Genomic DNA, 24,093 nt, shown 5'->3' with positions numbered 1-24,093 from the left:
GATATCCAGCCATAATGAACATGGCATATTTTCGGAAAGAGGTGATGTTCAATTTGCCTGTTTAATCCGCCAAGAAAAAAGGCAGCAGCGGGACTATTTGTAGCGAAATTTGCTGTGGTATGCATTTGATGTTCAGCCCAAACTTCTTCCATATTACCAACGGCATCAGGAACTGGAAAGGCGGTTCCCTCAACTACGTGTGCCAATTGAAAAACCAGCCCCATGGTTACCCCTTGCGCAATATGCAAGACCACAAAACCAATTAACACCTGCCACCAGGCAGCATCCATCACCAGAATTGGAACTGCAATAAATAAAAAATAATATAGAAACTTATAAAAAAACAGATTAAAATATTCGATTTTCGGATGAACATTTTCCCTCGCACCAACCCGCTTCTGAAAGAATTTTTTATAATCTTTTCGCAATGCCCACGAGATCGAGGCCAAGCCGTATAATGGAAAAGCGTACCACTGTTGAAAGCGTTGATGCGGCTTTAGTTCATCTTCCTTACAAATTCGAATTAGTCCTGGCGCAATCTCAATATCTTCATCATGACCAGGAATATTAGTGTAAGTATGGTGAACCACATTGTGTGTAATATTCCAAACATACGGACTGGCGCCAAGCAAGTGGAAGATCATCCCTAACGCTTTATTTACCTTTTTATTTGCAGAAAATGAACCATGAATGGCATCATGGCAAACATTAAAACCTATAAATGCACAGGTAACGCCCAGGCTCAAAGTGAGCAGCGTTAAATAAATAAACTTTACATCCGAAAATAAAATGGTAAAATACAGGATGCAGAAAATGCTTAGAAATATAATTGTTTTCAGCCACATAAATCCATTAGCATTAATCGTTAAACCGCGATTTATAAAACCTTGATTTACCCTTTGCCTAACTTCTGCATAAAAACTGTTACAACCTGCTGAAGGAAATTTGGTGATGATTTTCATTTTTCTGGTTTTACCTACCCGCTGTACAGGGGCGATACTCCGAGTTCATCAAGATGACATCCACAATTGGATGACGTGTAAAGATATGAACGTAATATGATATACTTTGGTTTTCAGGCGCTTATTTTATCGCTTTAAAATAAATTTCAATATTGTTATTTATCAAGCAATTTTTTGCAACATTTGCGCCTTAAATTATTACGAAAAAGTAGTTTTTAGCTTTTGTTTAATCAGTTTTATCATATCATTTCAGCATAGCTGAATATAGATCCTGCTTAAAATAAGGATTTCTTAAACACATACAAAAATTCGTTAACCATGAGTAAGTTTCTGTACGGTATCGACTTTGGGACAACCAATTCGGCGCTATCTATATATGATGAAGAAAAAAAAGTGATTGTGGAAACCATCTCCATACCCTCTTTAATTTATTTTACAGAAGCGAAAAGCTTTGTAAATGGCGAAAGTCATATTGTTGGCGAAAAGGCAATTGAAGCCTATTTGAATGATGGAATGAAAGGCAGATTTATCAAATCTATTAAGCAAATTCTATCAAGAACAACCTTTACCGAAACCAGGATCCATAACAAAAGATACACCGCAGCCGATTTGGTAACGTTGATTTTGCAAGATCTAAAGGCAAAAGCTGATAAAATTATTAGTGGGGAATGCAAAAAGGCAGTAATCGGACGTCCGGTGTTTTTTGATGATGATAACACCCAAAAAGATAGTCTGGCGCAGAGCCGATTAAAGAAAGCCGCAGAAAATGCGGGCTTTACAGATGTCCGTTTCCAATTTGAACCGATCGGCGCCGCGTTTGCCTATGAAAAAACGATTACTAACAAAGAACGGGTGTTGGTAGCCGACTTAGGGGGAGGAACAACAGATTTCACCTATTTAATTCTAGATCCGCAAAAAGTTGGCAGCAAAGACAGGAAGAATGATATGATAGCTTCGGGAGGCATTTACATTGGTGGCGATAGTTTGGACTCTGCATTTATGTGGGATAGAGGAACACCATACTTTGGAAAAAATACTACCTATCAAGCTACACCAGGCAAAATATTAAATGTTCCTAAATCGCTATTTGCTAACATTTGTACTTGGGATAAAATGAATTTCTTTAATGGTTTAAAGATTCAAAAAGAGATTGAGGAGTATTATTATTATTCAGGAAATGATCCGAAGTTTAAAAATTTAATTACACTGATAGAAAATAACCTCGGCTACTCCTTATTTAGATCGATAGAAAAAACAAAAATAGAGTTGTCTGACCTTCCTGCTTCCGACTTTAAGTATTCTAACATGGATATTGAAATTGATGAGAATATTTCATTAAATCAATACAATGACATTATCGAAAAGGATGTAAATAAGATAGAAGTTTACCTCAATCAATTTATGGAGACTTATAAAATAAACGCCAATGAGATCGATTGTTTATTTTTAACTGGAGGAACATCGATGGTTTCTGCGATACAGAATTTATTTAGAACCAAATTCCCCCATATTCCGCTAAATTCTGGAGATAACTTTAAAAGTGTGGCGAAGGGATTAGCTTATAGTGGATATCTCTTTGAAGATTAGCATAAACCCTTACCTTTAGCTCGTTATTGACATTTAATTTGGATTAAAATTTCTTGTTTTTAAAATAGAATTTTTAATTTAGCTTTAAATTAATGCGGCTGAATAGAAACAGCCAGACTACTTTACGCGTATGGCGCCGAGGCAAGATATGTGGTGAGGTAATAAAATCTGTTTCTTGCAAGAAATTAAATCTAATCAGATCTATTTCTTAAAAGCAGCATTAATTTTTTATTCCTGAAGCGTAAATTGATTTACCGAAATACCCTTGTATCTTCTAAAGTTTGTTGTAAAGTTAGAAGTTCTTTCAAAACCCAGAATAGCTGCAATTTCATCTACCGAATAATCAGAATGTAACAGAAGTTCTTCTGCCTCTCTCATTATTCTATCCTTAATCAGTGCCGATAGACTTTTGCCTAAAACATGGTCCAAAAACAAGTTTAATTTCCTTGGACTTATCCCCATACCTTCGGCGTAAAATTTAATAGAACGTTCTTGCTTATAAAATTGTTCTAAAATTGCCCTAAAGCGTAAAACTTGTTGAAGTTCATCTAGGCTGAGTGCAGCCAGATAGCCATCTAAATTTGCGGTGTAACCTAAAAATAACGACAAATATTGTGACAGGTATGCAGCATCTTTTTGCGCATCAATCTCTTTTTGAAGTTGTTTGAGCAAACTAAAAGTCTTTTTCGACCCGTTCTCATCTAAATCCTGGTATGAGAGTTTAAGAAAAAGATTTTTTGCCAACGGATCGAGGTGTTGAAGGAGGAATTCTGCATACAAAACACTACTAAAAGTTAACCAATAGGCTGTTATTACTTCTCCATCCAACCGAACTAAACCTTCCTCAGGGATAAAAAATATTCTTCCATTTAACAAATCGTAATCTCCAGAATTCATGCGCAAACATCCGCGAGCCTCTTTTACAACCAATATTCTCATTGGGAAATTGGCTGGCAACGCCATTTCACTTTTGTAATGTCCGGTGATAACCTCCAGCTGTATCATAGAGGTATTAAGCTTTTTTAAAGGATTTCGTTCGCATTGTATATGAGACAGTGATTTAGATATTAGGTACAATATATTAAGTTTTTATAATTTTAGCGTCTTTGCAGTGTATTAAATTTTCAGAAGATATCTTTTGAACCGCAATCCATATAAGAGTTAGCGCTGCCTTTTTATCAAATGGTCTTTCATTTTAAACGCAAGCTATATAGCATATCAATGCATCCGGACGCCGAATTTTACTCAAAAAAAAAGCAAACTAGTATTAGTTCGCTTTTTAAATATTATTAATAGATGATGACTTAAGATTTTAATACTGAAACTTTAATCACCTCCACGTTGCTATTAGAAAAATTCAAATCAAAGACCACAATATTTTTTGTTTTAATTTTATCTACCAATCCTTGAGCGGAAACAACCAAATCTTTCCCACCGTTTGAAGGCGTTATTAAGCCGAATCCCTTTTCATCATCATAAAATTTTACTGTTCCTAACCGCATCACTTAAACCAATTTAACGTTTACAGCATTTAATCCTTTTTTTCCTTGAGTGACCTCGAACTCTACCTCGTCATCTTGATTGATTTTATCAACCAATCCCGTAATGTGAACGAAGATTTCTTCTCCGTTTTCAGCTTTAATGAAACCAAAACCCTTTGATTCATTGTAAAATTTAACTGTGCCTTGCATTTATTTTGAACGTTTTAGATTATAAACAAATCAAATTTAGATTATAAACAAATCAAAATAAATAAAGTTTGAAAAACTTAATAGCTTGGAAAGGAAATTGCAAAGGAACCTGCTAAACCAGAGTTTAGTGGATAACACCAAAATCATGAAGACTTACAATGATTGCAATTTTTTAAATGTGCGATATCTATGGCTGGTTTAGCTATATTTTCTTACTTGCAAAAATTACCCAAAACACAGAAATTCCACTCAAAATAAATACAAGGCCTAAGATAAAGTTCAATTTGTCGTCCATCTATGTAAGCTACAACATTTTCCATGACATTGAAATGATTTATGTAAAATACAACCTATAGTTTTGGTTTTTACACAATTGCTAATTAAAGAAAGAGTTTAGCGATGTTCTAGGTAATGTCCATAAGTCGTTTATACTCCAACCTTTTTGGAGACGCCCATAATGTTTTTGGCAACTGTTCCTTTCTTCGTTATAGCAAGATCGCATTCTACCGCGCTACCAATATATAGTCCTTTTGCTTTGCAATAAGATATCAAAATATATACTTGGTATTACTAATTCTTGGGAGATTAAGCCAAAACCTCTCTGCTTATTGTAAGCTGTAATTACACCGTTCATGGTTTATTTAGTTGAGCGTTTGTGTAAAGCTATTAAATTAGAATTAATGAATGCGATGTAGTAGACATGCAATTTCAAATATTCGATTTTAAATGATTAAAAGTTGATTACTTAAAGCGAGCAAAGCTTTGGCATCTAAAAAAACTTATAATCGTTAAGAAATGTTTAATATTATATAACAAAAAAATATTCCTATCATGAAAAATGTAAATAAAAAAACGTCATCGAAAGTGCTTGATGATGTTAAAGAAGGAGATCTGATCAAAGATGATACTGGAAAAAAAGGTGAAGTTGAACAAATTGAGATACTTGATCGAAAAAAAGAGAAACAATACTATTATAAAATCAAAGATGATGGAACGATTCTGGTAATTAAATAATTGCGACTGCAAACAGTGTTTTTCAGTTTTCTGCCTACATTATTAAATATTTGGAGATATTTGCAAAAAGTTTAACTACTCATGCAACACATTAAAAACATCATTTTTGATTACGGAAACGTAATTTTCGATATTGATTTTAAAATCGCTCAAGCTTCGTTTCAAAAGCTTGGCATAACTGATATAGAAAATTTCTTTGCGCATAAAGCACATAATCAATTGTTTGATGATTTTGAAACAGGCGCAATTTCACCAGCCGAGTTTAGAGCTGGTATCAGAAATGCTGCAAATAAACCAGACCTAACGGATGCACAAATTGATGAAGCCTGGAATAGTTTATTAGTCGGAACAATTCAGGAGAACCATGCTTTATTATTAGAGGTAAAGAAGAAATACCGTACATTTTTGTTGAGTAATAACAATGAAATTCATTACGATTGGATCATCAATTACTTAAAAACTACTTTTGAACTAAATAATTACGATGACTATTTTGAGAGAGCTTACTTTTCTCAACACATGAAATTGCGTAAGCCAAATACAAATATTTTCGAACAGGTTTTGAAAGAAAATAATTTGGATCCAGCCGAGACTTTATTTATCGACGACAGTCCTCAACATATTGAAGGTGCGAAAAAGGTGGGATTAAACACCCTGTTGATGACCGAAAAACCTGCTCAACTTGATAATTTCTTGAGGAAAAATGGCATTTTGTAGTTGAACAATGATAGAACAGAAATTCAAATCACTTAAAGAATTTTATCCTTACTATTTAAGTGAACATAGCAACACAACATCCAGAATACTTCATTTTATTGGAACTTGCCTAGTGGTGTTGGCGTTTTTTACAGGCTTTTTATTCCACGATTGGCGTTTCTTCTTAGCAATGCCGGTTTTGGGTTATGGCTTTGCCTGGGTGGGGCATTTCTTTTTCGAGAAAAACAAACCTGCTACATTTCAATATCCAGGTTATAGTTTAGCCAGCGATTTTATTCTTTTTTATGATTTTCTAACAGGAAAACAGGAATTTGTGGCGAAGAAATAGTAGAGTCCTCTTCTCCATTTCATCTAGGATCTTATCCATAGCAAAAGGTTGCCACGGAAACACAGAACACACGCAAAAATGAATAATTGCGGATTATCCAACCAACTTAAGTTCTTTAAACCCGATTGCAGCGTAAATACTTTTTGGTGCACATCTTCGACAAGCTTAGGCTGAAAATGACAAAAAGATTGAAGCAAAAAGCGGGACTGAATTATCCGAAAAAATACTGAACGCTCATTTCCAAATCATCAACAGCATCCTTGAGAAACAATTAAAGCTTTCTTCTTTTCAATTCCCTTTCAATTAAGCCTAATTCCCTACCCGTTTGTCCGGCAACAGAAGTATTTTCCTGCGCTCTTCTAAATAGATAGGGCATTACCGCTTTTATCGGTCCGTAAGGGACATATTTTGCTACATTATAGTTGGCATCGGCAAGATTAAAGCTCAAGTTATCACTCATCCCTAAAAGCTGCGCAAAATAAACATGGTGATGATTATGCGCTATCTTCTTCTCATCTAAAAGATATGTTAACAATCGACTGCTATCCTCATTATGCGTTCCGCAAACGATGGCAATTTCCTCAATATGATCTATACAATAACGTAAAGATTCATTGTAATCTCTATCTGAAGAAGCTTTATCTGGCTGAATTGGAGAAGGATAACCCATCTCTGCAGCACGTTTCCGTTCTTTTTCCATGTAGGCACCACGAACCATTTTTACCCCCAAAATGAAGCCAGCAGCTTTAGCAATTAAGTGATCTGCCTTCATATCGGCTAGCTTATCATGGCGATACATCTGGTAAGTATTGTAAACAATTATGCGTTCCTTATTAAATTTACGCATCATATCCAGCGCTAATTCATCAATCGTATTTTGAATCCAGGTTTCCTCTGCATCAATCATTACTGGTACGCCTCTATCAAAAGCGGTGCGACAAATCATTTCACAACGTAATTTCACCTTTTCAAACTCTGCATTTTCATCTGCAGTTAAAGCCTGTTTCGCATCTAATTTCTCTAACAATGCAAAGCGACCAATTCCTGTAATTTTGAAAACTGTTATCGGGATATTTTTATCGCCATTAGCACGCAAAATAGTACGAATAATTTCCTGGCATGTTTCATCAAAAACCACCTCTTCTTCCTCACCTTCAACCGAATAATCCAAGATCGTTCCAACACCACCTTTCGCCAGTTGTTCAATAGCTTTATCGCATTCGGCAATGGTTTCTCCTCCACAGAACTGTTGAAAAATAGTGGCTTTAATGGCTCCTTGAATAGGTAAACCTATATTAAGAAAGAAATTAGTGATCGGCGGGCCAACTTTCGTTAGAAAGTTGCTCCCAATCATTTTAAACAACCAAAATGCTTTTTTTAGTTCAGCATTGCTTTTTTGACGAAAGGCTACTTCTGTATTGTCGAAATTAGGTTGTTTATTGGGTGATGATTCAATCATTTGTTATATAATAAGTCAGATAGATGCAAAATTATAAAAAGCATCCATTCTACGAACGTAAAACCTCTAAATAATCGTATTTTTGCAGCAAAATGATACAATTTAAATTAGAAGGCGAATTTATTCCACTTATCCAATTGTTAAAGGCGACCGGATTGGTTGGCACTGGTGGCGACGCTCAGGCGGCTGTGATGGATGGTCTGGTAAAATGCAACGGCGAAGTAGAATTCCGCAAGCGATACAAAGTAAGGGTTGGCGATATCATCTCTTTTGAACAAGATAAAATCGAGGTAATATAATGGAAACTTTAACTAGCGCCGGCCATTCGCTTTACTTCGAAAGTAATTTAGATGCCTTAAAAAATCTTCTTGAAAGCAATAAATACAGCAAGGTTTTTATTCTTGCTGATGAACATACCAGCGAAATTTGCTTGCCCGTTTTTCAATCGATGATGGATGATTTCGCGGAGTTCGACTTGATTGAAACTTCTGCAGGAGAAGAAAACAAAAACATCGACTTCTGTATTGGGATCTGGAAAACCCTTTTGGATTTTGAAGCCGACCGTAAAAGTTTGATGATAAATTTAGGGGGTGGCGTAATTACGGATATGGGTGGTTTTATTGCCTCAACCTACAAACGCGGCATTGATTTTATCAATGTTCCTACTACTCTACTTTCTCAGGTTGACGCCTCTGTTGGTGGTAAAACCGGCATTGACATCGATAATGTAAAAAACATGGTAGGTACCTTCACCCTACCTCAAATGGTTTTTATCGAAACTGAATTTTTAAAAACCCTGCACAAACGCGAATTGCTATCAGGCTTTGCCGAAATGATAAAACACGGTTTAATCTACGACAAAGCCTATTACGAGAAGTTAAAAACTACTGATTATTTAACACCATCTGCCGGAGATATTTATCGGTCAGTTGAAATTAAAAACGAAGTAGTAACGATTGATCCACACGAAAAAAATCTGCGGAAGATCCTGAATTTCGGCCATACTATTGGGCATGCCGTAGAAAGTTATTCACTCGCTAATGACGAAAATCCCTTAACTCATGGGGAAGCAATTGCTATTGGTTTCGTTTGTGAGGCAGCTTTATCTGTTAAAAACAGCGGGCTAGCAAAGGAAGAATTGAAAGATATCAGCGATTATATTTTATCGTTATATCCTAAATATGAGATTGAAAATGAAAGTTTCGAAACACTTTTAGAGTTAATGAAAAGCGACAAAAAAAACGAGAATGGAAATATTCTGTTCTCCCTTTTAGAAACAACAGGCAAATGCACGTTCAACTGCCGTGTAAGTACAACCGATATTTTAAGCAGTTTAGCGTACTATAATAGTTTATAAAATGAAGTTTACCGGAAGCGACGTATCGGTTGGAGGTTTGTTTGGCTTTGTGATTGTACTCACCCTGGTGGAGATGTATTTCAGCTATGCACACGATAAAAAGCTATACACCAAACGTGATACCTGGACAAATATTTATCTGATGATTGTTGCCGTGGTGATTAACCTTGGAATGAAAACTGCAACATTTTTCCTTCTGGAATATTGTTATCAGTTCCGTCTTTTTGAAATCTCTAATATTTGGATCTATTGGTTAGTCCTTGTTTTGGCACAGGATTTTCTTTATTGGTTTCTGCATACAGTTGGCCATTATGTTCGCTTCTTTTGGGCAATGCATGTTACGCACCATTCGTCAGAGCATTTTAATTTAACTACAGGTTTCAGGTCTACGGTTTTTGAGCCGCTTTATAGGGTACTCTTTTATTTGCCCCTAGCTTTTATGGGGTTTACAGCAATGGATATCCTTTTCGCTTATCTGGTAACGCAGATTTACGGAAACCTGGTTCATACTCAGTATAAAATTAATTTTCCCAAATGGTACGAATATATTTTTGTAACGCCATCACATCACCGAGTTCATCATGCCAGTAATGTGCGCTACCTGGATAAAAACATGGGAATGGTTTTAATCCTTTGGGATAGAATGTTTGGCACTTTCCAAGCCGAACTGCCTGAAGATAAAATCAAATATGGCTTAACAACTCAGCCAAAAGATACTGGCCCCGTTAATATTATTTTCCACGAGTTTATTGCCCTTTCTGCTGATGTTAAAAAGGCTCCTACTTTCATGGATAAGGTAAAATATATTTTTAATCCTCCGGGTTGGAGCCACGATGGAAGCACCAAGATTGCGAAAATTATGCAGCAAGAATTACGCGAAGCCGAAGCATTAGCAACCAATAATGTTAAAGGTTTTAATGAAAAACAGCGAGCGCTAAGTTCAACAGAATAATATTCGAACGGTCTGTATCTAACAGATCGTTTTTTGTTTGAGGAGATTTTGGAAATGAATGGCTCGGTACTTTTGGCTTATTGAGTGCTGCTGTTCAATTGTTAAAAAACTTATGTCATTCTTAGCACGAAGAATATGTGCTTATTGCAGGTAGATTGTTTCATAGTTGCAGATTCTTCGTGCCTAACATTAACGTAATAATTTCCGTCTTTGCGATCCTGATTCTTTATCGAGAGAAGCTCCAGAGGAATGCCTTTGGCACAATCTCATTTGTTATATTATTTTATTAAAGGAGATTGCTTCGTGCCTCGCCTGCCTGCCGCAGGCAGCAATGACGACCGTTCCTAATATCATTCATATTGATTTTATGAAATAAATTAACCCTCATAATGACAGAGCTAAAGGTATTAAAAATGGAAAAATTGCCCCTTTATCTTTAAGTGATATATGACAACGGGAATCAAAATAAGTTCTTCTCCTATTTTCATCAAAAAAATTAAAAAAGAAACATCAATCGTTAGTAAATGATTTAAGTGAAATGGGATCGCGACTGAAATATAAGCCAACCACCGGCAGCGATCTAGGTAATGGAGTTTTTAGAATAAGACTCGCTGTGAAAGGCAAGAGTGGAGGTTACAGATTCATTACCTATCTTCACACTGAAGATGACATCACAATGGTTTACATTTATAATAAATCTGAAGAAGTAACAGTTTCAAAGAAAGATATTCAGAAAATAATCGACAGCCTGTAAAGACTTTAAATCTATCTTTCATACTCATCTCCAAAACGGTCTAAATCAGAAAAAATTAAATTTTATTGAAAATATTTTAACTTTCCTATTGACAAATTAAATTTTGTTATTACATTTGGCTCATTCAAAAACGAAAATGAAATTATTCAACACATATTACTTTGGTTACTTTTACTATTTTAGTAAGAGCCGGGGCTAATATGCAAAATGATAGATAACAATATTAAAATGTATAAAAAAGTCCCGGCAAACAGCCGGGACTTTTTTGTTTTACGCAAAAATGGAAAAGACAAAACGAGTAGCAATTCAAGGTATTAAAGCATCTTTTCATGAAGAAGCAGCCTACAAGTTCTTTGGTAAAAACATTGAAACGGTAGAATGTAATTCCTTTAAAGAAACCTGCGATAAGTTAGAGAAAAATGATGCCGACTTCGTAGTGATGGCTATCGAAAACTCAATTGCTGGAAGTCTTTTACCAAACTACACTTTAATCAGAGATTATGGCTTCTCGGTAGTTGGGGAGATTTATTTGCCTATCCAATTACATTTAATGGCCTTGCCTGGCGTAAAATTCGAAGATATCAAAATCGTCACCTCACATCCTATCGCCATCCGCCAATGCATCGATTTTTTTTACGATTACCCACATATTAAAATCGTTGAAAGTAATGACACAGCAGCTTGCGCAAAACGTATCCAGGAGGAAAAATTAACAGATACAATGGCTATTGCAAATAGTTTAGCAGCAGAGTTATATGGCCTTAATATTCTAGAAAGAAGGGTTGAATCAAATAAAAAAAACTATACCCGTTTTCTTATCCTTAAAAAAGACAAAACCGATGAGGGTAAAAAAATAAACAAGGCATCTATCTGCTTTCAGGTAGGTCACAAGGCAGGCTCATTGGCAACAGTATTAAACATATTTGCAGAACAAGAGGTAAGCTTAACAAAAATACAATCTATGCCGGTGTTAGGGAAAAGAAACGAATACTATTTTTACGTTGATTTAGAATGGCCCAGCACTGAAAAATACGACAAAGCGGTCCGAAAAGTGCTTAAATATACTTCAAACTTTAACATATTGGGCGAATATCAAAAGAACGACAAAGTGTAGAAGAGTAACAATTTTAGACCTACGAATTACGATTAAAAAATTAAAAAACTATCAAAATATATTTTCGGACTTCAGAATCCGGACTAAAAAACAACCCATAAATCATGAAACTTAATTTAAACATCCAACCATTAAACACCTGGTTAAACGTTAACAACGAACCATTAATCATCTCGGGACCATGCAGTGCAGAAACTGAAGAACAATTACTCACTACAGCACACTTGTTGGCTGCAACAGGTAAAGTATCCGTTTTAAGAGCTGGTATCTGGAAACCACGTACACGCCCGGGAGAATTTGAAGGCATTGGAAGCATTGGTTTAGAGTGGTTGAAACGTGCTAAAGCCGAAACTGGTTTACCAACCGCTGTTGAAGTTGCCAATGCAAAACACGTTGAAGAAGCTTTAGCAGCTGGTGTTGATATTCTTTGGATTGGAGCACGTTCTACAGTAAACCCTTTCACGGTTCAGGAAATTGCTGATGCTTTGAAAGGTCACGATGTTCCGGTTTTAATTAAAAACCCGGTGAACCCTGATTTACAACTATGGATTGGTGCTATTGAGCGAATTAACGGAGCTGGCATTACCAAAATTGGAGCAATCCACCGTGGTTTCTCTTCATTCGAAAAAAGCTCTTTCCGTAACGAACCAATGTGGGAATTGGCTATTCAATTAAAAACTTTATGCCCGGATTTGCCAATCATCAATGATCCAAGTCACATTTGCGGGAACCGTGAATTAATCCCATACATCTCACAAAAAGCATTAGATTTGGATATGCAAGGCTTGATGATTGAGTCGCATGTTGATCCATCAGTAGCCTGGACAGATGCTAAACAACAAGTTACGCCAGCAGCACTTGCTGAATTGGTAGATCGTTTAACTGTTCGTGAGCCAGAGGCACCGAATGAAGCTTTTGCTGATAAACTTGCCGATCTGCGTAAAAACATTGACAAAATTGATGATCTATTATTGCAAAAACTAGCTGAAAGGATGGCTATTGTAGAGAAAATTGGTGAATACAAACGCGATAATCAAGTAACTATCTTACAGGTTAACCGTTGGGATGCCATCATCAAAAAAGGTCATGCTTTTGCAAAGGCTTTGAAATTAGATTTAAACTTTACAGAGAAATTCCTGGAATTGATGCACGGTGAGTCAATCCGTAAACAAACTGAAATCATGAATGCTGGCAAAGCTGCAAAAGGAATCGCTGCTGAGCAACATACTGAGGTTTCGAAATAAGGTAGAGGGTTTATAGTTTAAGGCAAAGTTAAAACTAAATACTTAATCGTTAATTTCTCCACAACACATCATTGCGAGGCACGAAGCAATCTTAATGTTCAAAACATTAGAATTTACTTATCCTCGTAATTAGGATTACAAAATATAATGATGTTGTATTTTATACATTGTCATTTTGAGCTTGTCGAAGAACTTTTAACATCGTTTCGACAAGCTCAACATGACAAGCGAAAAAAAATAACGCATCGAGAATAAAACCAGAATAAAATGTCTAAAAATGCCTTAGTTTCTTTTAAGGGAACCAAGAATATTAATACGGAAATCCAGTTAACAGGCTCGAAAAGCGAATGTAACAGAGCCTTGATTATAAGCGCTTTAAGCAAAAAATTGGTTAAGGTAGAAAACTTATCAAATGCAGCCGATACAGTAACACTTAATGGTATCCTTAATAATCTTGAAGAAGAGTTAGATGTAGAAATCCAGGAATCTAAAACAGTAGATGTTGGTCCTGCGGGAACAGCGATGCGTTTTCTTTCGGCTTATCTTTCTGCCAAGAATGGAAACTTTTTATTAACCGGAACCGAGCGTATGAAACAACGCCCAATTGGAATCTTAGCAGAAGCTTTGAAAACATTGGGTGCGGATATTTCTTACGCAGAAAACGACGGCTTTCCGCCATTAAACATCGTTGGTCCATTGCATCAAAAGACAGCAGAGGTAAAAATTAAAGGTGATATCAGTAGTCAATATATTTCGGCTTTATTGATGATTGCCCCTATTCTGCCTCAGGGTTTAACTTTGGAAATAGAAGGTGAACTTACTTCAAAGCCGTATGTAGATATGACCTTGGATATGCTGGCCGAAGTTGGTATTGAACACTCATGGAATGGCAATTCTATTACGATAAAACCACAGTTGTTTAAACCAGGAACATTGGTTGTTGAACCAGATTGGAGTGCAGCCTCTTATTGGTATAGCATTGCGGCTTTAGCTGATGAAGCTAAAATCGATTTGCCTGCCCTAAAAGAAAAAAGTTTACAGGGCGATAGTCAAATCCAGAAAATAATGAAGATTTTCGGGATTGCTACCAATAAAACTGAAAAGGGGATTTCCATCAGCAACTTAGGCTTATTGTTGGAAACAACGCAGGTTCTAGATTTAAAAACCTGCCCTGATTTAGCGCAAACCATTATTGTCATCGCAGCAGCCTTAGGCAAGAATATGTCGTTTACAGGTTTGGAAACCTTAAAGATTAAGGAAACTGATCGCATTGCGGCATTACAAAATGAGCTTGCTAAAATCGGCGTTACGCTCACTGAAAACAACCTGGTTTACACACTTAATACCGACGAACTTCATTTTTCTAATAAGATTACCATTGCAACTTATGAAGACCATAGAATGGCGATGGCTTTTGCACCTCTTGCATTATTAATTGATGAAGTAGAAATTGAAGAAATGCAAGTTGTAGAAAAATCTTATCCTTATTTTTGGGAGGATTTGAAAAAAGCTGGATTCGACGTGAAAGAGAAATGAGAATTGAGACACTAGATGTGAGACTCAAATAACAATAAAAGAAATCAATCAAATTTAGATATACTTTGAGGGGAAATCTCAAATCTAATATCCCAAATCTAACATCTAAAATAATATGGCAGGCAACTCATTCGGACAACTATTTCGCATCACCACCTTTGGCGAATCTCATGGCGTAGCTATTGGGGTAATTATTGATGGCTGTCCGGCGCAATTGGATATCGACATGGATTTTATCCAAACCGAACTGGATAAACGCAGGCCAGGTCAATCTAAAATTACTACACAAAGGAAAGAAAGTGATACTGTTCAAATTCTATCTGGTATTTTCGAAGGGAAAAGCACAGGAACGCCGATTGCTTTGTTAATTCCAAATGAAGATCAACGGTCGAAAGATTATGGCCATAATGTTGATGTCTATCGCCCTAGCCATGCAGATTATGTGTATGATGCAAAATATGGGATCCGCGACTATCGAGGAGGAGGACGTTCATCGGCCCGTGAAACTGCTGCCCGAGTTGCCGCAGGTGCAATTGCCAAATTGTTTTTAAAGCAACAAGGGATCGAAATTTTCGCCCATGTAACTTCAGTTGGAACCATCGAGGCTCCAAATTTAGAAAGCAACGATTTACCAGCTTTGCTTAAGATTCGGGAAGAAAACATTGTTCGTTGTGCAGATCCGGCTACGGCTCATGAAATGATTGAATTTATCGACTCCGTTAGAAAAGATGGTGACACCGTTGGCGGTAAAATTGGCTGCCTGATTAAAGGCTGTCCGGCTGGTTTAGGTGAACCTGTTTTTGACAAACTGCATGCCGATTTAGGTAAAGCGATGTTAAGCATCAATGCCGTACATGGATTTGAATACGGATCTGGCTTCGCCGGAAGTGAATTAAGAGGCTCTCAACACAACGATATTCCTCAAGCAAAAACTGCTGATTCAAAAATATTTAAAACGACTACAAATTTCGCTGGTGGCATTCTGGGAGGTATTTCCAATGGAATGGATATTACTTTCAAAGTGGCTTTCAAACCTGTTGCTACCATTATGCACAATCAGCAAACGATAAATGCAGCCGGTGAGGCTTCCGAAATTAGAGGGAAAGGCCGCCACGATCCGTGTGTGGTACCAAGAGCGGTTGTAATTGTTGAAGCCATGGCAGCATTAGTATTGGCAGACCAGTTTTTGAGAAATAAAGTTAGTGTGATCTAGATTTAAGCCGTCATTTCGACCGCAGTGGAGAAATCTTTGGATAATAAACTTGATTCCAGGATTTCTTCCTTTCTTAACACTCAACCCGAAAGCACTTAAAAAGTCTTCGACAAGTTCAGGCTGACAACATATATTAACGATAGATCATGATAAAACTCCTCCCTATCCTATTTCTTTTCTTTGGTTTAAACTCTTTCGCTCAATCCTATTCCGAGCAAATTAGGACACACCGCGAAAAATATAAACAAGCTTTTATAAAAGAATCCAATTCTCCTTTGAAAGAGCACGATTTGCAAAATCTTCACTTTTATGATGCAGACAGCAATTATAAAATTTCAGCCGATGTGGAGATGCTAAAAAATGAGAAGGTTTTCAAAATGCCTACCTACGATGGAACGAGCAAGGAATTTTATCGCTATGCAAAGATTAATTTCAATTTAAATGATAAAGCCATAACGATGATTTTATACAAAAGCATTGATTTGTCCAGTAACCCAGCTTATAAAGATTTACTTTTTCTGCCCTTTACTGACGAAACGAATAATGTAGAATCTTACGGCGGCGGCCGATATATCGACCTGAGCTCCAAAGAAATTAATAATAACAAAATAGAAGTGGACTTTAACAAAGCGTACAATCCTTATTGTGCTTATAGCGATGGTTATCGCTGCCCGGTCCCTCCAGAAGAGAACAACCTGGAATTAGCCATAAAAGCAGGAGAAAAAAAATTTACAGGAGAAAAAAAACATAAGAAATAAGAACAGTAATAATAACGAATAGCGCTATTAAAAAAATTTTATATCAATCGACATTATTTTGAAGTATATTTAAAACAATACGGTGTTAAGCCTGTATTATTATAAATTTAATAAATCCAACAATGTTGTATAAATGTATTATCGTTGACGATAATGAAATTGAGCGAGATGCTCTCGAAATGCACCTCAAAAAAATTCCATCATTAGAAATTGTAAAGGTTTGTACAAACGCTATTGAAGCAGCTAGCATATTATCCAATACTGATATCGAGATTGTGTTCTCCGACATTGACATGCCTGAGCTATCTGGAACTTCCCTGTTAAAGATTATTAAACAAAAGCCCTTATTTATTTTCATTACCTCGCATAGTCAATATGCGGTAGAGAGCTACGATTTAGATGCGATTGATTTTGTAGTGAAACCAGCCACATTCGAAAGAGTTTTAAAGGCTACCAACAAAGCAATTGAATATCTCGAGTTAAAAAAACAATTCATTAATGATGGAACCGATCATAGCCAATCTAAAAATGATCAAAAAGATTTTTTCTATTTTAAGGAAACCAAAGGCATAAGCAAGCTAAAATATGATGATGTAATCTATATCGAAAGTATGGGAGACTTTTCCAAACTGTTTACCAGCAGCGATAAACACATTATCTTAGTTAGCCTAAAAAATCTGGAAAAGCAGCTTCCGAAAGAAATCTTCGCACGTGTGCACAAGCAATATATCATCAATATAAACCATATTGCCACATTAACCAACCATGAGGTTCATTTAGATTTCAATTTCGTAGTTCCAATTAGTTCGGCAAATAGACAAGAATTGATGGAAAACTCAATAGATAAAAAAATACTATCCAGATTTACTAAATAAGTTACTGATTCTTTCTGTTGACCAGATAGAGTTTAGATTTGACTAACAACCAATCCCATTATTTAGGTAAGGTTATCGTAAATGTAGTTCCTCCACCCTCATTTGGCTCTACCCTTATATGTCCCTCCATTAAAGTTATAAATGTTCGGCAGAGCATTAATCCTAGCCCAGTCCCCTTCTCATTATTGGTGCCCAAACTACTTTCACCAGTCACCAGATATTCTGATTTGTTGAAATGATTGATCTGGCCAGAACTTAGTCCAACACCACTATCGGCAACTTTTATTTCAATATTATTCGCACTCCTGTGTTCCGCGTTTTTTTGTTTGACATAAAATAGGTTTTGATTATCAGTGTGTTATCTCGATTTATTTAGGTTTTTGGGTGTCCCAGAGCTTTTTGACTTATCTTTATGTGGATGTTTGTTCGACAAAAGAAGAATAAAAGTGGAGTGATTAGCGTTCAGGTCATAGATAAGAGTTCAGGCAAATACAAGGTGATAAAGACCTTAGGCAGCTCAAGTTCTATTTCGCGAGTAGAAATGCTTGTTAAAGAAGGCGGTCACTGGATCAAAAGCCACCTTGGACAAGCAGAGATTGATCTTTCCGGCACCCAGGATGCCTTCGATAAGTTTATTTCAAATATCCAGCAGGTTACAGTTGCTGGAACCGATCTATTGCTTGGAAAACTTTTCGATGAGATCGGTTTTTTTAAGATTAAAGATGATTTGTTTCGGAAACTTGTTTTGTCCAGGCTATGCTTTCCGGTAAGTAAAGTACGCACTATTGATTATCTCAAAAAACATCATGGAATTGAAATTGATGAGGATCGCGTATACAGGTATCTTGATAAACTTTATAATAAGCAGAAAGATTTAGTACAGCAAATTAGCTATCAGCATACCTTACGGATACTTAATAATCAGATGAGTATTGTATTTTATGATGTAACCACCCTTTATTTTGAAAACTGGAAAGGCAATTATATGAAAAGGGTGCCAGCCTAAGTCCTGAAAAAGCAATCGACATTGCCAAGACCATTTATGCTATAAAAATCATAAATCCGCTAAATAATGAAACTATGGACAAAACACTCATATTAAATGATGAGCAAAGATACCTGAGTCAATTATTTGATTTCTAAAATTGGGTGTCCCAGCGCGGAAGACAGGAAAAAATCTGGAAAAGCAGCTTCCGAAAGAAATCTTCGCACGTGTGCACAAGCAATATATCATCAATATAAACCATATTGCCACATTAACCAACCATGAGGTTCATTTAGATTTCAATTTCGTAGTTCCAATTAGTTCGGCAAATAGACAAGAATTGATGGAAAACTCAATAGATAAAAAAATACTATCCAGATTTACTAAATAAGTTACTGATTCTTTCTGTTGACCAGATAGAGTTTAGATTTGACTAACAACCAATCCCATTATTTAGGTAAGGTTATCGTAAATGTAGTTCCTCCACCCTCATTTGGCTCTACCCTTATATGTCCCTCCATTAAAGTTATAAATGTTCGGCAGAGCATTAATCCTAGCCCAGTCCCCTTCTCATTATTGGTGCCCAAACTACTTTCACCAGTCACCAGATATTCTGATTTGTTGAAATGATTGATCTGGCCAGAACTTAGTCCAACACCACTATCGGCAACTTTTATTTCAATATTATTCGCACTTGATATGGAACTCAATGTAATTTCACCGCCTTGAGGTGTAAATTTAACTGCATTTGTTAAAAGGTTCCGGATGACGAGCGCCAGCATATTTGCATCTGCTTTACACTTCACTTGTTCGTTTATATGATTTGCTATGGAAATATTTTTTTGCTGAGCATGATCTTGCATTGATTTTGTCACTTCTTCCACTAGCTCTTGAAGTTTGAGCACCTCCAAATGTGGATTAAAGCCTTGCATTTGGCTGGCTGCCCAGTTCAATAAATTTTCCATCATCGTTGAAGTATAACTTAAATTATTTTTTAAAGATGAGGCATATTTCGTTAATTTCTCCTGTTCTATATTTCCACCTTCCAGGAGTTGTATAAATGATATGAGTGAATTTATAGGCGTTCGCATATCATGACTCACCACACTGAATATTCGATCTTTTACTCTATTTAACTGTTCTAACTGCCTTTTTTGGGTATTGATAATGATATTCAGGCGAGTGGTCTTCCTTTGATTTAAAAAAATAAGAAATGCAGTTAGAAGCACCAGCGTAATTGCAACTGTAAGAAATATTTTAACCCGCCAATCAAAGTTGATTTGCTGTTCTTGCTTGATTATTTGTTTATCGCGTAGCGAAGTTTCATACTTTGATTGCAGCTTTGCTCTTTCAAACTTGTTCTTTTGCAATTGCCGATCCATCTCCAGATCAGCTTGTTTTTTTAAAAAGGTAAAGCGCTGTAGTGTTTTCTCCTTATCACTCAAAATCAGTTGCTGCTTTCTTAAAAATAGTTCCTGTTGTTGTTGCCTGGCTAATAAAACCTGTTTTTGTAACTCAATATCGGTTATCTTTTGTTTAAACTGATAGTCCTTTTCTTTAAAACCGAAATCGATCTGCATTTGCCTGCGGGTAATTTCTCGTTCCTTTTCCTTATTAAAAATTTGATCTCGTACGAGAATATATTCTTTGTAAAACGCCAATGATTCATCGTAATTATTTGAAACTTCATAAACATCGCTTAACCCTAGAGCCGCGTTTTGCTTTGTTTCTAAAAAATTATTTTCTTTCGCAATTGCAAAACTGCTCGAATAGAGTACTATTGCATTATCAAAATCTTTCTGCTTGTGGTAAAAGTTGCCTAGCGCATAAAGACATTCAGCATACATACTCTTATCGTCACCAAGCTGACTTATTTGAATAGCTTTTTGATAAGATTTTAAGGCCAGATCATTTTCACCCATTTCATTGTAAACGTTCCCGATGTTGCACTTATTTGATGCGATTAATCCATTATCTTTTAATAACTCGGCGAGGGCCAGAGATTTTTCAAAGTTGAAAAGAGCAATTTGCAAACGTTCTTTATCTGAGTTGCCCATCTTGTTTAATTCCTCCTTTGAAGCATCGAAATAGGCAGAACCCATTAAATTATAGACCACAGAAACTCCTCTAAAACTTTCATCATCTTTCATAAAAACCTTAAGGGCCATTTGAAGATAAATTAGTGATTGACTGGCTTTTCCAAGATTCTGATATATACTGGCGATGTTGGCATAACAACTCGCCATGTCTGTTTCATTCCCCATTTTTTCATAAATGGCTATCGCTTTTTGGTTTACCTCTAGTGATTTGGCATAATCTGGTATTCCGGCGTACATGGCTCCTAAGTTTAAATAGGTACCCGCAATCATATCTAAAGTTTTGAGCTGATTATACTCAGCTATTGCGAAAAGATAATTGGATTCAGCTTTACCATAATTGGCTCGACCATGATAAAACAAACCTCTTCGATAAAAAGTGACTGCAACATACTTTCTAAGTTTTAATTGCTGAGCCAGCTGTATTGTACGATCGGCATAATCTTCCATGCGATCTACATCTTTCATGCGCATGTATTGCCGATACACTTCGGTAAGTATTTTAACTTTAGTGCTGTCGAACTGATTATAACTCTGATTTTTAGCCAGTAAGCTATCAAGCTGTTTGTATTGATCTGCAGTTTGACCTATTGAAAATAACGGAAACAAGAGTGCACAGATAATAAACAGCGCAAATAACAAAAGCTTGCTATCTATACACGTATAAGATCTCCTCCCGCTGAAATATGTTGTTAACTTCCACAAAATATTGAAACCTTAAGAAAGATAAGTATAGGAAGAATTTATAGCATCAATGATGCGCAGTTGGGAAATAGGAAACATAGTAGGGATGATAAACTTATAACCTCGTAATATAACTGTTTTATTACAAACGTAACTGAATTATCAATAATATTCTATAGGTGCCTTCCGAATCTGCGGATATTACATTTTTTTAAACGAAACTTAATAGATAGAAGGATATTTTGATGGGTTGGCATCATGCATCATCTCGTATATGGTTTCAATAATATCATCAACCGAAGGTTTACTAAAATAATCTCCATCTGACCCAAATGGCGGCCGGTGAGCCTTTGCCGTCAATGTTTTAGGTTGGCCATCCAAGCTAAAATACCCTTTCTGACCCTCCAATATCTTCTGTAAAATATAAGCTGAGGCGCCACCTGGCACGTCCTCATCTACAATTAATAACTTGTTTGTTTTCGCTAATGAGCTTGCGCAAATGTTAGTTTTATCAAAAGGCAATAATGTTTGTGGATCAATGATTTCGACCGAGATACCCATCGTTGCCAATTCTTCTGCTGCCTCCTGAACCAGTCTTAAGGATGAACCGTAGGAAATTACGGTGATATCTGTTCCTTCTTCTAAAACTTCGGCAATACCAAGAGGAATGGTAAAATCGCCCACATTGCTGGGCAGGTTTTCTTTTAAGCGATAACCATTAAGGCACTCGATAACCACTGCCGGTTCATCAGCCCTGAAAAGCGTATTATACATCCCCGCAGCCTGAGTCATGTTACGAGGAACACACAGATGCATTCCTCTTAAAGAACCTAAAAGCATGCTTATTGGCGAACCCGAATGCCAAACCCCTTCTAAACGATGTCCTCGGGTACGTACAATTACTGGTGCTTTTTGAATTCCTTTTGTTCGGTAAGATAATGATGCTAAATCATCACTTAACACATTCAGTGCAAATATTAAATAATCCAGGTATTGAATTTCAGCAATAGGTTTTAATCCCCTCATGGCCAAACCTATTCCCTGTCCCATGATAGTCATTTCGCGAATACCGGTGTCGGTAATTCTCAATTCACCATATTTGGCTTGTAAGCCGGCAAAACCTTGATTTACATCACCAATGTTTCCTAAATCTTCCCCAAACGCAACCAATCGCTGGTCGCGAGCAAAATTTTCGTTGAAACAAGCATTCAGCACTTCCCTGCCATCAACCATTTTAGACTGATCGTCGTAAACTGGATTAATAACTTCAATTTGGTCGGGACTTTCCTTACCATCTGTATGGAGTTTGGAATTGTATCTCTCCTGATTCAACACCTCTTGCGCCTTATACCATTTTAGCAGTTCATCTCTTTCTGCTGATGGAAATTTTGTTGATAAGCGAATAGCCTTCCTGGCAGAAGTAAACACTTCCCGGCGTTGCGCATCTGCCGTTGCCGCCAATTGAGCCGCGATTTTTGCCAATTCTGGTTGGTGTTGAACCATTCTATTTACAAGATCGACAACCTTTTTTTGCTCTGGTTTTATACTATCCAAAAATTCGTTCCATGCTTCTTTTTGTGCATTGCGAACAAATATTTTTGCATTTTTTTCTATTTCTAAAATTTCTTCTTCGGATGCCACAGCAGAATCAAGCATCCATTCACGCATTTTTAATATGCAGTCATGCTCATTTTCCCAAGCCAATCGGTCTTTGGATTTGTATCGTTCATGAGAACCAGAAGTAGAATGTCCTTGTGGCTGCGTAAGCTCGGTAACATGGATTAAAACAGGTACATGCTCCTCTCTACAAACGGCAATAGCCTTCTCGTAAACTTCGCATAAAGCCGGATAATCCCATCCTTTTACTTTGAAAATTTCGTAACCCGGTTGTTGTGCATCTCTTTGAAAACCTTTTAAAACTTCAGAAATATCTTCCTTTGTGGTTTGGTATTTAGCCGGAACTGAAATGCCATAAGCATCATCCCAAATTGAAATAGCCATTGGAATTTGTAATACTCCTGCAGCATTTATGGCTTCAAAAAACACACCTTCTGATGTTGAGGCATTGCCTATTGTACCAAAAGCCACCTCATTTCCATTTACAGAGAAATTTTTGAGATAGTCAAGCTCCTTGTTATTTCTAAAAAGTTTAGACGCATAAGCTAAACCTACCAGTCGGGCCATTTGACCCCCAGTTGGAGAAATATCAGATGAGCAATTTTTTATTTGAGTTAAATCATTCCAGCTTCCATCTTCATTGATAGATTTGGTAGCAAAGTGACAATTCATTTGTCTTCCGCCAGAAAATGGATCTGCCCCATCGGTTGGATTTGCGTATAACTGTGCGAAGAATTGCTTGATGGTAGATATACCCGTAGCAAATGCAAATGTTTGATCGCGGTAATACCCGGAACGCCAATCGCCGTTTTTAAAAGCTTTAGCCATTGCCACCTGCGGTACTTCTTTACCATCGCCAAAAATGCCAAATTTAGCCTTCCCTGTTAACACTTCCCTACGCCCTAAAACACTAGCTTGTCTGCTTTCAAAGGCGATTTTATAATCATTAATAACGATACTTTTAAAATCGTTAAAAGTTAATTCGGAACGGTCAATAGAGTTGGTTATAAATTTTTCATTCTGCATCATAATCAAATATTGGTTGCGGCAAATATATACAAAATTAAAAGTTTGCCTTTATCTTGAATTGTAAAATTATATATGGGAGGAGAAAATATAATTGGAATAGTTTTTGTTTTAAACTGAAAAC

At 36.5% G+C, this 24,093-nt stretch carries 24 protein-coding genes; 16 read left to right on the top strand and 8 right to left on the bottom strand.

All coding sequences use genetic code 11. The features are described from left to right. Window positions 1-962: fatty acid desaturase family protein (locus OQZ33_RS20710; RefSeq protein WP_265801313.1), on the bottom strand; the 962-nt coding region annotated here is incomplete at its 3' end. A 318-nt stretch (window positions 963-1,280) separates the two neighbouring features. On the opposite strand from OQZ33_RS20710, the gene OQZ33_RS20705 reads away from it, so the two are divergent. Continuing rightward, entirely contained in the window at window positions 1,281-2,549 is a 1,269-nt protein-coding gene (locus OQZ33_RS20705; RefSeq protein ID WP_265801312.1) for an Hsp70 family protein, read from the top strand. A 228-nt stretch (window positions 2,550-2,777) separates the two neighbouring features. On the opposite strand, the gene OQZ33_RS20700 is transcribed toward OQZ33_RS20705, so the two are convergent. The 3 genes from OQZ33_RS20700 to OQZ33_RS20690 form a co-directional block, all read right to left on the bottom strand. After that, entirely contained in the window at window positions 2,778-3,554 is a 777-nt protein-coding gene (locus OQZ33_RS20700; RefSeq protein ID WP_265801311.1) for a helix-turn-helix domain-containing protein, read from the bottom strand. 299 nt (window positions 3,555-3,853) lie between these two features. Then, window positions 3,854-4,051: a cold-shock protein gene (locus tag OQZ33_RS20695; protein ID WP_056850364.1), complete on the bottom strand. Its 198-nt coding sequence runs from the start codon at window positions 4,049-4,051 to the stop codon at window positions 3,854-3,856. A gap of 3 nt (window positions 4,052-4,054) precedes the next feature. Continuing rightward, window positions 4,055-4,240, bottom strand: a complete 186-nt coding sequence (locus tag OQZ33_RS20690) for a cold-shock protein (RefSeq protein WP_265801310.1) — start codon at window positions 4,238-4,240, stop codon at window positions 4,055-4,057. An 831-nt stretch (window positions 4,241-5,071) separates the two neighbouring features. On the opposite strand from OQZ33_RS20690, the gene OQZ33_RS20685 reads away from it, so the two are divergent. The 3 genes from OQZ33_RS20685 (at window position 5,072) to OQZ33_RS20675 (ending at window position 6,299) form a co-directional block, all read left to right on the top strand. After that, window positions 5,072-5,254, top strand: a complete 183-nt coding sequence (locus tag OQZ33_RS20685; RefSeq protein WP_056850367.1) for a hypothetical protein — start codon at window positions 5,072-5,074, stop codon at window positions 5,252-5,254. Window positions 5,255-5,335: 81 nt separating this feature from the next. After that, window positions 5,336-5,971, top strand: a complete 636-nt coding sequence (locus tag OQZ33_RS20680) for an HAD family hydrolase (protein WP_265801308.1) — start codon at window positions 5,336-5,338, stop codon at window positions 5,969-5,971. A gap of 7 nt (window positions 5,972-5,978) precedes the next feature. Continuing rightward, complete coding sequence (locus OQZ33_RS20675) at window positions 5,979-6,299, top strand: DUF962 domain-containing protein (RefSeq protein ID WP_265801307.1); 321 nt, start codon at window positions 5,979-5,981, stop codon at window positions 6,297-6,299. Window positions 6,300-6,570: 271 nt separating this feature from the next. Here OQZ33_RS20675 and OQZ33_RS20670 read toward each other — a convergent pair whose 3' ends face one another. Then, entirely contained in the window at window positions 6,571-7,758 is a 1,188-nt protein-coding gene (locus OQZ33_RS20670) for a proline dehydrogenase family protein (RefSeq protein WP_265801305.1), read from the bottom strand. A gap of 92 nt (window positions 7,759-7,850) precedes the next feature. Between OQZ33_RS20670 and OQZ33_RS20665 the strand changes: the two genes are divergently transcribed. The 10 genes from OQZ33_RS20665 (at window position 7,851) to OQZ33_RS20620 (ending at window position 17,561) form a co-directional block, all read left to right on the top strand. Further along, window positions 7,851-8,057: an RNA-binding S4 domain-containing protein gene (locus OQZ33_RS20665; protein WP_056850370.1), complete on the top strand. Its 207-nt coding sequence runs from the start codon at window positions 7,851-7,853 to the stop codon at window positions 8,055-8,057. Further along, window positions 8,057-9,115, top strand: a complete 1,059-nt coding sequence (gene aroB / locus OQZ33_RS20660; protein WP_265801304.1) for a 3-dehydroquinate synthase — start codon at window positions 8,057-8,059, stop codon at window positions 9,113-9,115. Before OQZ33_RS20665 ends, aroB begins: the two co-directional genes overlap by 1 nt. 1 nt (window position 9,116) lies before the next feature. Beyond that, window positions 9,117-10,067 (top strand): sterol desaturase family protein, encoded by a 951-nt coding sequence (locus OQZ33_RS20655; protein ID WP_265801303.1) that lies wholly within the window; start codon window positions 9,117-9,119, stop codon window positions 10,065-10,067. Between the two features lie 538 nt (window positions 10,068-10,605). Further along, entirely contained in the window at window positions 10,606-10,821 is a 216-nt protein-coding gene (locus tag OQZ33_RS20650) for a type II toxin-antitoxin system RelE/ParE family toxin (RefSeq protein WP_265801302.1), read from the top strand. Between the two features lie 280 nt (window positions 10,822-11,101). Continuing rightward, window positions 11,102-11,935 carry a prephenate dehydratase gene (locus OQZ33_RS20645; protein WP_265801301.1) on the top strand — a complete coding sequence of 278 codons (834 nt, stop codon included), beginning with the start codon at window positions 11,102-11,104 and terminating at the stop codon, window positions 11,933-11,935. A 104-nt stretch (window positions 11,936-12,039) separates the two neighbouring features. Continuing rightward, window positions 12,040-13,179, top strand: coding sequence for a chorismate mutase (locus tag OQZ33_RS20640; RefSeq protein ID WP_265801300.1), 1,140 nt, complete (start codon window positions 12,040-12,042; stop codon window positions 13,177-13,179). A gap of 267 nt (window positions 13,180-13,446) precedes the next feature. Then, window positions 13,447-14,715 (top strand): 3-phosphoshikimate 1-carboxyvinyltransferase, encoded by a 1,269-nt coding sequence (aroA, locus tag OQZ33_RS20635; protein WP_265801299.1) that lies wholly within the window; start codon window positions 13,447-13,449, stop codon window positions 14,713-14,715. 115 nt (window positions 14,716-14,830) lie between these two features. Then, window positions 14,831-15,928 (top strand): chorismate synthase, encoded by a 1,098-nt coding sequence (aroC, locus tag OQZ33_RS20630; protein WP_265801298.1) that lies wholly within the window; start codon window positions 14,831-14,833, stop codon window positions 15,926-15,928. A 146-nt stretch (window positions 15,929-16,074) separates the two neighbouring features. Further along, the gene (locus OQZ33_RS20625; RefSeq protein ID WP_265801297.1) at window positions 16,075-16,686 is read left to right on the top strand and encodes a DUF1684 domain-containing protein; all 612 of its coding nucleotides are present in this window, start codon (window positions 16,075-16,077) and stop codon (window positions 16,684-16,686) included. A 122-nt stretch (window positions 16,687-16,808) separates the two neighbouring features. Further along, window positions 16,809-17,561: a LytR/AlgR family response regulator transcription factor gene (locus tag OQZ33_RS20620; protein ID WP_265801296.1), complete on the top strand. Its 753-nt coding sequence runs from the start codon at window positions 16,809-16,811 to the stop codon at window positions 17,559-17,561. 58 nt (window positions 17,562-17,619) lie between these two features. On the opposite strand, the gene OQZ33_RS24605 is transcribed toward OQZ33_RS20620, so the two are convergent. Beyond that, window positions 17,620-17,853, bottom strand: a complete 234-nt coding sequence (locus tag OQZ33_RS24605) for a sensor histidine kinase (protein WP_416338771.1) — start codon at window positions 17,851-17,853, stop codon at window positions 17,620-17,622. A 126-nt stretch (window positions 17,854-17,979) separates the two neighbouring features. Here OQZ33_RS24605 and OQZ33_RS20615 point away from each other — a divergent pair, with 126 nt between their 5' ends. Both OQZ33_RS20615 and OQZ33_RS24600 read left to right on the top strand, forming a co-directional pair. Further along, window positions 17,980-18,567: a hypothetical protein gene (locus tag OQZ33_RS20615; RefSeq protein ID WP_265801295.1), complete on the top strand. Its 588-nt coding sequence runs from the start codon at window positions 17,980-17,982 to the stop codon at window positions 18,565-18,567. A 139-nt stretch (window positions 18,568-18,706) separates the two neighbouring features. Beyond that, on the top strand, window positions 18,707-18,937 hold the full coding sequence (locus OQZ33_RS24600) for a LytTR family transcriptional regulator DNA-binding domain-containing protein (protein ID WP_416338770.1): 231 nt from the start codon (window positions 18,707-18,709) through the stop codon (window positions 18,935-18,937). A 58-nt stretch (window positions 18,938-18,995) separates the two neighbouring features. Here OQZ33_RS24600 and OQZ33_RS20610 read toward each other — a convergent pair whose 3' ends face one another. Both OQZ33_RS20610 and OQZ33_RS20605 read right to left on the bottom strand, forming a co-directional pair. Further along, window positions 18,996-21,251 (bottom strand): tetratricopeptide repeat protein, encoded by a 2,256-nt coding sequence (locus tag OQZ33_RS20610; protein ID WP_265801294.1) that lies wholly within the window; start codon window positions 21,249-21,251, stop codon window positions 18,996-18,998. A 297-nt stretch (window positions 21,252-21,548) separates the two neighbouring features. Next, window positions 21,549-23,972: an alpha-ketoacid dehydrogenase subunit alpha/beta gene (locus OQZ33_RS20605; RefSeq protein ID WP_265801292.1), complete on the bottom strand. Its 2,424-nt coding sequence runs from the start codon at window positions 23,970-23,972 to the stop codon at window positions 21,549-21,551. Between the last annotated feature and the right edge of the window lie 121 nt (window positions 23,973-24,093).

The sequence above is a fragment of the Pedobacter sp. MC2016-05 genome (assembly GCF_026239735.1).
In the GTDB taxonomy this organism is placed as follows: Bacteria; Bacteroidota; Bacteroidia; order Sphingobacteriales; family Sphingobacteriaceae; genus Pedobacter.
The sequence above is the reverse complement of the archived record's forward strand: the minus strand, read 5'-3'. Positions and strand labels throughout refer to the sequence as shown.